11 protein-coding genes are annotated in these 12,779 nt (G+C 71.1%); 2 read left to right on the top strand and 9 right to left on the bottom strand.

Going from position 1 to position 12,779, the window contains the following annotated elements:
- Positions 1–228 precede the first annotated feature (228 nt).
- The 8 genes from N912_RS0126520 to N912_RS0126485 all read right to left on the bottom strand — a co-directional run bounded on the left by N912_RS0126520 (position 229) and on the right by N912_RS0126485 (position 9,597).
- Entirely contained in the window at positions 229–837 is a 609-nt protein-coding gene (locus N912_RS0126520) for a class F sortase (RefSeq protein WP_028924778.1), read from the bottom strand.
- On the bottom strand, positions 834–2,648 hold the full coding sequence (locus tag N912_RS60715; RefSeq protein ID WP_028924777.1) for a hypothetical protein: 1,815 nt from the start codon (positions 2,646–2,648) through the stop codon (positions 834–836). Before N912_RS60715 ends, N912_RS0126520 begins: the two co-directional genes overlap by 4 nt.
- 265 nt (positions 2,649–2,913) lie before the next feature.
- Positions 2,914–4,515 (bottom strand): phosphoglycerate dehydrogenase, encoded by a 1,602-nt coding sequence (gene serA / locus N912_RS0126510; protein WP_028924776.1) that lies wholly within the window; start codon positions 4,513–4,515, stop codon positions 2,914–2,916.
- Positions 4,516–4,572: 57 nt separating this feature from the next.
- Complete coding sequence (locus N912_RS0126505; protein ID WP_156994037.1) at positions 4,573–5,340, bottom strand: anti-sigma factor family protein; 768 nt, start codon at positions 5,338–5,340, stop codon at positions 4,573–4,575.
- Entirely contained in the window at positions 5,337–5,846 is a 510-nt protein-coding gene (locus N912_RS0126500) for a sigma-70 family RNA polymerase sigma factor (RefSeq protein ID WP_028924774.1), read from the bottom strand. The genes N912_RS0126505 and N912_RS0126500 overlap by 4 nt, the downstream gene beginning before the upstream one ends.
- A 324-nt stretch (positions 5,847–6,170) precedes the next feature.
- Positions 6,171–7,172 (bottom strand): ketol-acid reductoisomerase, encoded by a 1,002-nt coding sequence (gene ilvC, locus N912_RS0126495; RefSeq protein ID WP_028924773.1) that lies wholly within the window; start codon positions 7,170–7,172, stop codon positions 6,171–6,173.
- A gap of 50 nt (positions 7,173–7,222) precedes the next feature.
- On the bottom strand, positions 7,223–7,729 hold the full coding sequence (gene ilvN, locus N912_RS0126490) for an acetolactate synthase small subunit (RefSeq protein ID WP_028924772.1): 507 nt from the start codon (positions 7,727–7,729) through the stop codon (positions 7,223–7,225).
- The gene (locus N912_RS0126485) at positions 7,729–9,597 is read right to left on the bottom strand and encodes an acetolactate synthase large subunit (RefSeq protein ID WP_156994035.1); all 1,869 of its coding nucleotides are present in this window, start codon (positions 9,595–9,597) and stop codon (positions 7,729–7,731) included. The genes ilvN and N912_RS0126485 overlap by 1 nt, the downstream gene beginning before the upstream one ends.
- A gap of 235 nt (positions 9,598–9,832) precedes the next feature.
- Between N912_RS0126485 and N912_RS0126480 the strand changes: the two genes are divergently transcribed.
- A complete protein-coding gene (locus N912_RS0126480; protein ID WP_156994033.1) occupies positions 9,833–10,255 on the top strand; it encodes a PH domain-containing protein in 423 nt (140 codons plus the stop codon).
- A gap of 8 nt (positions 10,256–10,263) precedes the next feature.
- Positions 10,264–12,105, top strand: coding sequence for a dihydroxy-acid dehydratase (ilvD, locus tag N912_RS0126475; RefSeq protein WP_028924769.1), 1,842 nt, complete (start codon positions 10,264–10,266; stop codon positions 12,103–12,105).
- Positions 12,106–12,164: 59 nt separating this feature from the next.
- Here the strand turns inward: ilvD and N912_RS54770 are convergent, their stop codons facing one another.
- The gene (locus N912_RS54770; protein WP_084211231.1) at positions 12,165–12,770 is read right to left on the bottom strand and encodes a DoxX family protein; all 606 of its coding nucleotides are present in this window, start codon (positions 12,768–12,770) and stop codon (positions 12,165–12,167) included.
- Positions 12,771–12,779: the final 9 nt, after the last annotated feature.

Below are 12,779 nucleotides of genomic sequence, written 5' to 3'. Positions count from 1 at the left end.
GGCGTGCCGCCTCCTCTACATCTAGCAAGTCTGGGGAACCGATGTCCCGACGGCACGCTACCGGCTGCGGTCAGCCGGACTCTCCGCGCGCCACCCGTTCGGGATCACTCTACCGGGTGAAGATCGGAGGAAATGACGCCCGTCGGGTGGTCGGACACCGGCCATGTCGGTCATACGACACCGCCCGGACCAGCGATGGCCGGCCCGGGCGGTGTGTGTTATGTCGGGTCAGGCGACGCCGGTGAGGACGCCGGACGCCACGATGTTGTCCACGTAGCTCTTCGCGGCCTTGTTGAAGGCCCCGCCGCACGTGATCAACCGGATCTGGGCTTCCGGCGTGTCACCGTAGACCGCCAGGGTCGGGAACTTGTTCTTCGAGTGCTGCTCGAGCTTGGTGATGGTGAAGATGGCGGTCTTGCCGTCCTCACGCTTCACCTGCACCTGGTCACCGGGCTTGAGCTCGTGCAGGTGGGCGAAGATGCCGTCCTTCCCGCCACCGTTGATGTGCCCAAGGATGATCGCCGGCCCCACCGCGCCCGGGGTCGGGCTCAGCCGGTACCAGCTGGCCTGCAGCGGCTGGCTGACCGGTGGGGTGGCGATCGTCCGGTCCGGGTTCAGGCCGGTCGGGATCAGGCTCGACTGAGCGTTGATCTTGTCGACCTTGATCTCGGTGGGGTTGGAGGCCGGCAGCGGCGGGATCGCCTGCACCGGGCCTCCGGTCAACGGCGCCGACAGGGTCGGGCCGTCGTTGGGGCCCGGCTCGGCGTCACCGCAGCCCGCCAGCAGGAGGGCCAGCGCCGCCGGGACGGCGACCAGCGCCGCGCGTCGCCAGCTCATCGCCGCTCACCCCGCCGGCCCCGCGCGCTGCCCGCGCCGGGCATGCCGGCACCGGTCACGCCGGTCAGGCCCAGGGCCACCAGGCCGGCCGACCCGCCGGCCGGGCCGCCGCCGGTCTCGACGCCACCCTTCGGGTACACAGTCACGTAGTCACCACCACTCGGACCGCCGCCATCGCCGCCGTCACCCCCGTCATCATCCTTGTCGTCGTCACCCCGGACGAAGAACGTCTCCTCCAGGGTGTCGTCACCGCAACGGATCTTCACAGTGTGCTCGCCCCGGTCGGCGTCGTCCTCCACGTGCGTGGTGCCGGACCAGCGGAAGGAGCCCCGCCCCTTGCGGTCGAGGTCGATGTCGTCGAGCACGTCCGACTCCAGCCTGCCCAGCGACCGGTCGCAGCCGACGTAGACGTCGATCGAGTCACCTCGGTGACCGGAACCGGGCTTGAGGGTCAGGTACCTGTCGTGGTCGCCGTGCTCCCGGTTCACCCAGAAGCCGGCGGTCGTGCTGTGGCCGTCGCAGTAGACGGTCACCCGGTGCCAGCCGTAGTCGGCGTTGCGCTCGACGTGCGTGGTGCCGGTCAGGCGGCTGCCGTCACGGCGCAGCGTGATGTCGTCCAGCGCGTTGGACTCCAGGCGGGCGTTGTTGTCCCGGCAGCGCACCGACACGTCGACGCTGTCGCCCCGGTAGCCGGAGCGGTCGCTCATCCAGAAGTCCGCCGGCCCGGTGCCCGGCCAGCCGCCGCCACGGTCGACCCGGAAGGTGTCGGTCGCCCGGTCCTCCTTCGCGCCGCTGCGGCAGATGCGGGTCACGGTGTGGTCGCCCTCGCGGGCGTTGTCGTCCACGTAGCCCCGGTTGCCCCGGAAGCTCACGCCGTCACCGAACAGCGCGACCTGGGTGCTCTCCAGGCAGTAGCCGTTGGCGTAGATGATCTCGCCCTGCTTGACCACCCTCGGGGAGACCGCGAGGTAGGCCTTGGGCTCGCCGATCCCGGGCAGGCCGTTGCGGTCGACCCGGAACGTGTCGGTCGCGGTGCCGCGCTTGGCGCCGTCGACGCAGGTCAGGGTCACCGTGCGCTCGCCCTCGGGGGCACGGTCGCTGACCCGGCCGGTGTTGCCGCCGAAGCTGACGTCCGCGGCACTCAGGGAGTCCACCCGGCCGGTCTCACAGCGCGGGTTGGCGTTGATCGTGCCGCCCGGCCGCACCGACTTCGGGGAGACGGCCAGCGACGCCCTGACGTCACCGGTGCCGGTGCCGTCCTTGGCGACGATCTCGAACGAGTCGGTGGCGTCGGCCCGCTTCGAGCCGTTGACGCACACCAGGGTCACCGTCCGGGCGCCCACCCGGGCGTTGTCGGCGACCTTGCCGGAGTTGCCGGCGAAGCTCACGTCCGGCGCCCGCAGCGAGCTCACCTGGCCGTTCTCGCACTTGGCGTCGGCGGTGATGGACTCGCCCTGCTTGACGGACTTCGGGGAGACCGTGAGCGTCGCCTTCGGCTCGGGGATGGCGATCGCCGGTGCCGAGGACGGTGCCGGGCTGGGCTTCTGCACCGGAGCCGGCAGCGGCTTGGCCTCGCTGGGCTTGGGCGCCTCGGTCGTCTTCGGCTGCTCGGCGGGCTTGGGCGCCGGCTTGGGAGCGGGTGTCTCGGTGTCGGCCCCAGGCTGCTGCTGGGTGTGCGGACGAGCCGGGGCGCTCGAAGCGGGGGGCTTCGGCTCCTCCGAGTCGTTGGGAGCGGCCAGCGCAGCGGGAGCGCTCCAGACCACTGTCAGCAGCGCCAACGTGGTGCTGGCCAGGAGTGTGCGGCCTCGCATGTCGTCTTCTTCCCCTCTCGGGAACCGCTGGCGGGTGCCATCGGTGTTCGCCGGGGAAACCGTCGGAGGCCCGAAGAACGTTTCTACCCGTTATCAAAACGTGACTTCGGGACTACTCCGAGTGGCTTGCCCCGCTCGGTCGCATCCGTCACAGGAGTCTCAACGGCTCGCCCGAACAGCGCAAAACGATATACCTGAAAGAGGTACGACCAGTTTTCGGGGCGCCCTACAAGGCTCCAATCAGCCGAAGTTGCGCCAGCCTTGATCAGCCGAAGCTGACCTGCGCCGCCGTCCGCGCCCCGACCGCCGCGCCGACCGGCGCGAGCACCGTGTTGTCCACCGGACGGTCCACCCGCAGCAGCATGATGGCCTCCGAGCCGCCGGTGGTCTGGCTGATCTGCGCGGCCTCGATGTTCACCCCGGCCTCGCCGAGCAGGGTGCCGACCCGGCCCATCACGCCCGGCCGGTCGGTGTACTCCATCAGCACCACGTCGCCCTCGGCGCGCAGGTCGAAGTGCCGGCCGTTGATCTCCACCAGCTTCTCCACGGAGTTGCGGCCGGTCAGCGTGCCGGAGACGGTGACCTGGCCGCCGTCCGGCATGGCCGCGAGCAGCCGCACCACGCTGCGATAATTCTCACTCTCCGGCTCGGTGCTGACCTCCACCTTCACCCCGCGCTCCTCGGCCAGCGCCGGCACGTTCACGAACGTGACCTGGTCCTCCACCACGTCGTTGAACACCCCACGCAAGGCCGCCAGCGGCAGCACCGAGACGTCCTCGGCGGCCAGCTCGCCGGCCACCTGCACGGTGACCGAGGACGGCACCTTGCCGGCCAGCGCGTAGAGCAGCGTGCCCAGCTTCTGGGCCAGCGGCAGGTAGGGCCGCACCTCCTCGCCGACCACGCCGGAGATCTGCACGTTCACCGCGTCCGGCACGAACTCGCCGGCCAGCGCGAGCAGCACCGAGCGGGCCACGTCGGTGCCGGCGCGGTCCTGCGCCTCCCGGGTGGACGCGCCCAGGTGCGGGGTGACCACCACGGCGGGCAGCTCGAACAGCGGGCTGGCGGTGGTCGGCTCGCTGACGTAGACGTCGACGCCGGCGCCGCCCACGTGCCCGGAGCGGACCGCCTCGGCCAGCGCGTCCTCGTCCACCAGACCGCCGCGCGCGGCGTTCACGATGACCACCCCCGGCTTGGTCCTGGCCAGCTGGTCCTTGCCGATCAGGCCCAGCGTCTCCGGCGTCTTGGGCAGGTGGATGGAGATCACGTCGGCGCGTTCGAGCAGGTCGTCCAGGGTGAGCAGCTCGATGCCGAGCTGGGCGGCCCTGGCCGGCGCCACGTACGGGTCGTAAGCGATGATCTTGGTGCCGAACGCGGACAGCCGCTGCGCGACCAGCTGGCCGATCTTGCCGAGGCCGACCACGCCGACGGTCTTGCCGTTGAGCTCGACGCCGGTGTACGCGCTGCGCTTCCACTCCCCCGCGCGCAGGCTGGCGTCCGCGGCCGGCACGTTGCGCAGGGCGGCCAGCAGCAGCGCGATCGCGTGCTCGGCGGCGGAGACGATGTTCGAGGTGGGCGCGTTGACCACCATCACGCCGCGCGCGGTGGCCGGCGGGACGTCCACGTTGTCCAGCCCGACGCCGGCGCGCGCCACCACCTTGAGCCTGGGCGCGGCGGCGAGGACCTCGGCGTCGACCTTGGTCGCCGAACGCACCAGCAGCGCGTCCGCGCCGGCGACCGCTGCGAGCAGCGCCGGCCGGTCGGTCCCGTCCACGTGCCGTATCTCGCAGGACCCGTCGAGCATCTCGACGACGGACGGAGCCAGCTTTTCGGCGAGCAGGACGACGGGACGGCGGGCGGCGGTGCTCACGGTGCTCCCAGGTATCGAGGTGAAGGTGTGGTTCCGAGCGTAGTCGCGGCGGTTGGGTCAGATGTGGTCGGTGCGCAGGACCATCCTGCCGTGCATGACCCGCACTTCCAGGGAGGTCAGCCGCTCGGGTGGCAGGTTGGTCGCGGTGGCCAGCACGATGTCCTGGTCGGGCACCGCGGTCCACCTGGCCAGCTCGGTGCGGGTGCCGTCGGCCGCCGTGGCCACCAGCACGTACACCGGGGGTTCGTACTCGGGGGTGCCCTGGTAGCGACAGCGCATCACGACCTCGGTGCCCCACGGCCGTTGGGTCAGCGCCAGCGTCGCGGTGGCCTTCGCGCCGCCCACCGGCTGCATCGAGACCGGCAGCACGCCCGCCGCGCTCACCCCGGTGGCCGGGTTCGCCAGCATCCCCCCGCCCAGCGTGGTCGCACCGGCCGCGACCACCGCGACCAGCACGAAGCCCGCCCCGACCAGCGCCCTGCGGCGGGCTCGCCGGCGCCGGATCTCGGCCAGCGCGGCGAGCACCGGGCTCGGTTCGGCGCCCGGGGCGGGGACGGCGTTCGGCTGGGTGGGTGGCTCGGCGGCCGGGGGCTGGGCGGCGGGCGGTGACTGTGCGGGCGGGAGCCGGGCGCCGGCGGGCGGGCCGGGGCTGCGGGCGAGCAGGCCGGGCAGGCCGGCGAGCTGGCTGACCTCGCGCAGGCAGTGGATGCAGTCCCGCAGGTGCGCGGCGTAGTCCTCCCGTTCGGCCGGGGTCAGCGAGCCGAGCAGGTAGGCGCCCACCTCGCCGGTGCGGGGGCAGCCGTCCGGCGTAGCTGGCTCGGTCACGGCGCCACCCCCATCTCCACCAGCTCTACCCGCAACGCGCGCAGTGCATAGTGCGTGCGCGACTTGACGGTGCCGGCCGGCACCCCGAGGCGCTCGGCGGCCTCGGCCACCGAGCGTCCGTTGAAGAAGCACTCCCTGATCACGTCCCGGTGCGCCTCGCTCAGCCGGTCGACCGCCTCCGCCACCAGCCAGGATTGCAGCGCCATGTCCACGCCGTCGGAGATTCCGAGGTCGGGGAGCGTGTCGGTGATCGTCTCGGGTCGCACCGACCGAGCGCGCCACTCGTCGATCAGCACATTGCGAAGCGTACGCAGGAGCCAGCCGCGAATGCTGCCGCGACCGGGATCCAACGCCTCGGGGTGCCGCCAGGCTCGCACCAGAACCTCCTGCACGGCGTCCTGGGCCCGGCCGAGGTCGCCATTGGTCATCCCCAGCGCGTACGCCTGTAGCGCCGCGCCGTGCTCGTCATAGAGGGCGCGGATGAGCCGATCGTCCGCCTCGACCAAGACCAACGACACCTCCGCTCCCCTCCCGCACACACGGATCGGCTGGCGAAACGGTTCAGTATCGGCACAGCGGTTCGACCCGCCCGCACCGGCTCAAACCCGGTGGCGCCATTCGGAGCATCTGGTCGTGGGCCGGTTGGAAGCGTGGATGTACTCCCGCCGCGAACACGAGACATCATCGGCCCGCGATGGGCGCTATAACAACAGTGAAGGTCTCGTTTGGCGGGCGGCCGGACGGGTGGTGGTGTGGGTTCGTGACGTCAACGAAACGCGCGGACCGCCCCTGGAGTAGGACGGTCCGCGCGGGGTGTCGGGGTACGGCGGTCAGGCGGGCGGGGCCACCCAGGACATCAGCGAGCGGAGCTTGGCGCCCACCTGCTCGATCTGGTGCTCCTCGCCCTCCTTCTGGAGCTTGGTGAAGTTGGGGCGGCCGGCGTCGTCCTCGGCGACCCATTCGCGGGCGAAGGAGCCGTCCTGGATCTCGCCGAGGATCTTGCGCATCTCGTCCTTGACCGCGGGGGTGATGACGCGGCGGCCCCGGGTGAGGTCGCCGTACTCGGCGGTGTCGGAGCAGGAGTAGCGCTGGCCGGCGATGCCACCCTCGTACATGAGGTCGACGATGAGCTTGAGCTCGTGCAGGCACTCGAAGTAGGCGATCTCGGGGGCGTAGCCGGCCTCGACCAGGACCTCGAAACCGGTCTGGACCAGCGCGCTGGTGCCGCCGCAGAGCACGCTCTGCTCGCCGAACAGGTCGGTCTCGGTCTCTTCCTTGAACGTGGTCTCGATGACGCCGGCGCGGGAGCCGCCGATGCCCTTGGCGTAGGACAGGGCCAGCGCCTTGGCGCCGCCGGTGGCGTCCTGCTCGACGGCGATCAGGCAGGGCACGCCCTTGCCGTCCACGAACTGGCGGCGTACCAGGTGGCCGGGGCCCTTGGGGGCGACCATGGCGACGTCCACGTCGGACGGGGGCTTGATCAGGTCGTAGCGGATGTTGAAGCCGTGGCCGAAGAAGATGGCGTCGCCGCTCTTGAGGTTGGGGGCGATGTCCTCGGCGTAGATGAAGCGCTGCTTCGTGTCCGGGGCCAGGATCATGATCACGTCGGCCTCGGCGGACGCCTCGGCGGGGGTGAGGACGCGCAGGCCCTCGTCGGCGGCCTTCTGGCGGGACTTGGAGCCCTCCGGCAGGCCGATGCGGACGTCGACGCCGGAGTCGCGCAGGCTCAGCGCGTGGGCGTGGCCCTGGCTGCCGTAGCCGATCACGGCCACCTTGCGCCCCTGGATGATCGACAGGTCCGCGTCGTCGTCGTAGTAGATGTTGACAGCCATCGCTGCTCTTCGTTCCCTTCTTGAAATTCTCGCTAGGTCTGTATGCGGGTCTACCTCACGGCGGCGGCGCTGATGGACCGGGGTCCCCGGCCGACCGCCACCATGCCGGACTTCACCATCTCCCGGATGCCGTACGGCTCCAGCATCCGCAGCAGCGCCGAGAGCTTGTCGGTGGTGCCGGTGGCCTCGACGGTCACCGCCTCGGGCGCCACGTCGACGACCTTGGCGCGGAAGAGTTGGACGGTTTCGAGCACCTGGCTGCGGACGGTGGCGTCGGCGCGGACCTTGACCAGGAGCAGCTCGCGCTGCACCGAGATGGCCGGCTCCAGCTCGACGATCTTGATCACGTTGACCAGCTTGTTGAGCTGTTTCGTGACCTGTTCGAGGGGCAGCTCGTCGACGGCCACCACGATCGTCATCCTCGACACGTCGTCCACCTCGGTGGGGCCGACGGCGAGGGACTCGATGTTGAACCCGCGCCGGCTGAACAGCCCGGCCACCCTGGCCAGCACACCGGGCTTGTTCTCGACAAGGACGGAGAGCGTGTGCCTGTTCATCACTTCTCCCCCGTCGCATCGATGGAGGCGTCGTCGTCGTCGAACAGCGGGCGGATGCCGCGCGCGGTCTTGACCTCGTCGTTGCTGGTGCCGGCGGCGACCATGGGCCAGACCTGGGCGTCCTGGCCCACCACGAAGTCGATCACGACGGGGCGTTCGTTGATCTCCATCGCCTGCTTGATCACCTCGTCCACCTTCTCCTTGGTGGAGCAGCGCAGCCCGGCGCAGCCCATCGCCTCGGCGAGCAGCTTGAAGTCCGGGATGCCGTGCTTCTGGGTGCCGAGGTCGGTGTTGGAGTAGCGCTCGGAGTAGAACAGGTTCTGCCACTGGCGGACCATGCCCAGGTTGCCGTTGTTGATCACCGCGACCTTGATCGGGATGCCCTCGATGGCGCAGGTGGCCAGCTCCTGGTTGGTCATCTGGAAGCAGCCGTCGCCGTCGATGCACCACACGGTGGTGTCCGGCAGGCCCAGCTTGGCGCCCATCGCGGCGGGCACCGCGAAGCCCATCGTGCCCAGCCCGCCGGAGTTGACCCAGGACCGAGGCCGCTCGTACTTGACGAACTGCGCCGCCCACATCTGGTGCTGGCCCACGCCGGCGGCGTACACCGCGTCCGGGCCGGCGATCGCGCCGATCCGCTCGATCACGTACTCCGGGGACAGCGTGCCGTCGCCGGGCCAGTCGTAGCCGAGCGGGAACGTCTCCCGCCAGCCGTCGAGCTGCTTCCACCAGGCCGCCAGGTCCGGGCGGCCGTCGGAGGCCTGCTCGCCGCGCACCGCCTCGATCAGCTCGGTGAGCACCTCCTTGCAGTCCCCGACGATCGGCACGTCCGCGCGCCGGTTCTTGGAGATCTCGGCCGGGTCGATGTCGGCGTGCACCACCGCCGCGTCCGGGGCGAAGCTGGAGAGCTGTCCGGTGACCCGGTCGTCGAACCGGGCGCCGAGCGCGACCAGCAGGTCGGAGCGCTGCATCGCGGCCACGGCGGCCACCGTGCCGTGCATCCCGGGCATGCCCAGGTGCTGCGGGTGGCTGTCCGGGAAGGCGCCGCGCGCCATCAGCGTGGTGACCACCGGCGCGCCGGTCAGCTCGGCGAGCGTGCGCAGCTCCTCGGCGGCGGCCGCCTTGATCACCCCGCCGCCGACGTAGAGGACAGGGCGGCGGGCGGCGGCGATGAGCCGGGCGGCCTCCCTGATCTGCTTGCCGTGCGGGCGGGTGGTCGGGCGGTAGCCGGGGAGCTTCAGCTCGGGCGGCCAGGAGAACGTGGTCCGCTCCTGCAGCACGTCCTTGGGGATGTCCACCAGCACGGGGCCTGGCCGGCCGGTGGAGGCCAGGTGGAACGCCTCGGCGATCGCGCGCGGGATCTCCACGGCGTCGGTGACGAGCATGTTGTGCTTGGTGATCGGCAGGGTGATGCCGGTGATGTCCGCCTCTTGGAAGGCGTCGGTGCCGATGAGCGCCCTGGTCTGCTGGCCGGTGATGGCCACGATCGGGATGGAGTCCATGTAGGCGTCCGCGATCGGGGTGACCAGGTTGGTCGCGCCCGGCCCGCTGGTGGCCATGCACACGCCGACCTTGCCGGTGGCCTGCGCGTACCCGGTCGCGGCGTGCCCGGCGCCCTGCTCGTGGCGGACCAGCACGTGGCGCACCGCCGTGGAGTCGAGCAGCGGGTCGTACGCGGGCAGGATGGTGCCGCCCGGAATCCCGAACACCGCCTCGCAGCCCACCGCCTCGAGCGAGAGTACGAGCGACTGCGCGCCGGTGACGGAGGTCGGCTCGCTGGCTACCCGTCGCGCCGGTGGGGCGGGTCGGGCCGGAGGCGGGGTGGGTTTCGGCGGTCCGGGAACCGCCGGTCGGGACGCGGTCGTCATCTGAGCTCTGCCTCGGTGTCTGCTCGGTCGGGTGTTCATTCTGTACTCGGGCAACAAAAAACCCTCGCCGCCGGGGTTGGCGGAGCGAGGGTTGCGCGTCGACAGGGACTTCTCAGGCGTCGACGCGCCTGGGAAGTACGATCTCGACGAGGGACTGCATGGGTGCGACGGTATCCGGCGACCTCCGGATGGTCAACTCCGTGAGACCTCGGTCTCGGATCGTGGGAGCAGTCCCGTGCCGGCTATAGCGGCGAAGATCTGGGACGATGGCCTGGTGGACGGCCCTGTCGTGTTCCGAATCTCGCCGCTCGGGTTGATCGCGGTTGTCACCCTTGCGGTGTGTGTGATGCCGGTCGCGGTCAGCGCGCGCGGCATGCTGGTGCTCTTCCTCATACCGATCGGGCTGGTGTACTGGATCGTGCGGGTGCGCACCACCGTGGACGCCGACGCGGTGGTCGCTCGCGGCATCCTGCACACCCGGCGCGTAGCCTGGACGGACATCACCGCGTTGCGGCTGCGGACACGATCCCGGGTGAGCGCGGTGCTCGCCAACGGCGCGGAGCTACCGCTGCCGGCCGTGCACGTCAGGGACCTGCCGCTGCTCTCCTCGGTGAGCGGCGGACGGCTGCCGGACCCGAGCCCGGCCTCCAAGGAGTAAGAGTTTCAATGCCTGAACTGCGTTCTCGAGTCACCACCCACGGTCGCAACGCCGCCGGGGCGCGCTCCCTCTGGCGCGCCACCGGGATGGGCGAGGGCGACTTCGGCAAGCCGATCGTGGCGATCGCCAACTCCTACACCCAGTTCGTGCCCGGCCACGTGCACCTCAAGGACCTCGGCGAGGTCGTCGCGGGCGCCATCCGGGAGGCCGGCGGGGTGCCGCGCGAGTTCCACACCATCGCCGTCGACGACGGCATCGCGATGGGCCACGGCGGCATGCTCTACTCGCTGCCGTCCCGCGAGGTGATCGCGGACGCGGTGGAGTACATGGTCAACGGGCACGCCGCCGACGCGCTGGTGTGCATCTCCAACTGCGACAAGATCACGCCCGGGATGCTGAACGCTGCCATGCGGCTGAACATCCCGACCGTGTTCGTCTCCGGCGGGCCGATGGAGGCCGGCAAGGCGGTCGTGGTGGACGGCGTGGCGCACACGCCCACCGACCTGATCACCGCGATCTCGGCGTCGGCGTCGTCCTCTGTGGACGAGTCGGGGCTCACCGAGGTGGAGCGCTCGGCGTGCCCGACCTGCGGCTCCTGCTCCGGGATGTTCACCGCGAACTCGATGAACTGCCTGACCGAGGCGCTCGGGCTGGCGCTGCCCGGCAACGGGTCCACGCTGGCCACCCACTCCGCCCGCCGGGCACTGTTCGAGCAGGCCGGGCGGACGGTGATGGACCTGGCTAGGCGCTGGTACTTCGAGGACGACGCCACGGCGCTGCCCCGTTCGATCGCATCGCGGCAGGCGTTCGAGAACGCGATGGCGCTGGACGTGGCCATGGGCGGGTCCACCAACACGGTGCTGCACATCCTGGCCGCCGCGCAGGAGGGCGAGGTCGGCTTCACGCTCGACGACATCGACGCGGTGTCGCGCCGGGTGCCCTGCGTGGCGAAGGTTTCGCCGAACTCGGCGTACCACATGGAGGACGTGCACCGCGCCGGCGGCATCCCGGCCATCCTGGGCGAGCTGTGGCGGGGTGGGCTGCTGAACGAGGAGGTGCACTCGGTGCACTCCCCCTCGCTGGAGCGGTGGCTGTCCGAGTGGGACATCCGGAGCGAGGCGCCGTCGGAGACCGCGGTCGAGCTGTTCCACGCAGCGCCCGGCGGGGTGCGCACCACGGAGGCGTTCTCCACCTCGAACCGCTGGTCGGCGCTGGACACGGACGCCTCGGGCGGCTGCATCCGCGACATCGAGCACGCCTACACGAAGGACGGCGGGCTGGCCGTGCTGCGCGGCAACCTGGCCGACGACGGCGCCGTGATCAAGGCGGCCGGCATCCCCGAGGAGCTGTGGCACTTCGAGGGGCCGGCGCGGGTGGTGGAGAGCCAGGAGCAGGCCGTGTCGGTCATCCTCGGCAAGCAGATCCAGCCGGGGGACGTGCTGGTCGTTCGTTATGAAGGGCCGGCCGGTGGCCCCGGCATGCAGGAGATGCTGCACCCGACGGCGTTCCTCAAGGGCGCCGGGCTGGGAGCGGTGTGCGCGTTGATCACGGACGGGCGGTTCTCCGGGGGGTCCAGCGGGATCTCCGTCGGGCACATCTCGCCGGAGGCGGCGGCCGGCGGCACGATCGGGCTGGTGGCCGACGGCGACCGGATCCGCATCGACGTGCACGCGCGCACCCTGGAGCTGCTGGTTCCGGACGAGGTGCTGGCCGAGCGGCGGGCCAAGATGGAGGCCTCCGAGCGGCCGTGGTCCCCGGTGGACCGCCAGCGGCCCGTGTCCAAGGCCCTGCGCGCCTACGCCGCCCTGGCCACCTCCGCCTCCACCGGCGCCGTCCGCGAAGTCTGCTGAGCCCAAACCCGTGAGTGGTTAGCGTTGCTATGACAACGCTAACCACTCACGGGTTCTGATCAGGGGTGGAGCAGCAGGCGGACGGCCACGGCGGCGCCTACGCCGAGCACCAGGCACGGCAGTCCGCTCACGAGTGGGCGGCGGAACCCTGGGAGTATCCGGTCGAGCGCGATTCGGCCGGCGCCGGCGAGGGTGAGGGCGGTGGCCATGCCGGCGAGCGCCAGTTCGAGCTCGTAGCCGGGGCCGCCTCGGGTGCCGAACAGGCCGGCGCCGAGCTTCAGCCAGATGGCATTGATCATTATCGCCAGCAGGCCGGCGGCCGCCAGCGGGGTGAGCAGGCCGATCAGGACGAACGCGCCGCCGACCAGCTCGGTGGCGGCGGTGACGGTGGCGAGCATCGAGGTCTGTTGGTAGCCGTTGCCGGCGAGGAAGGCGTCGAACCCGCCGAGCCCCGGCCCGCCGAACGAGCCGAACATCTTCTGCGCGCCGTGGCCCATGAAGATCACGCCGAGCACCAGCCGCACGACCAGCAGCCCGAGGTCGGCGCCGGTGTGCCAGCGCAGCGGATGTTTGGCGCGCCCGGAGCCGCCGGGGATGTCCAACACCTCCGTCGGCGGCTCGGGGTCGAGTCCGTACTGGTAGCTGGACCTCACTGGCCTGCCCATCCGCCAGAG

Source organism: Actinospineispora acaciae DSM 45401, from assembly GCF_000620785.1.
Lineage (GTDB): Bacteria > Actinomycetota > Actinomycetes > Mycobacteriales > Pseudonocardiaceae > Pseudonocardia > Pseudonocardia acaciae.
Note: the sequence above shows the minus strand (reverse complement) of the source record. Positions and strands in the feature narration are given on the sequence as shown.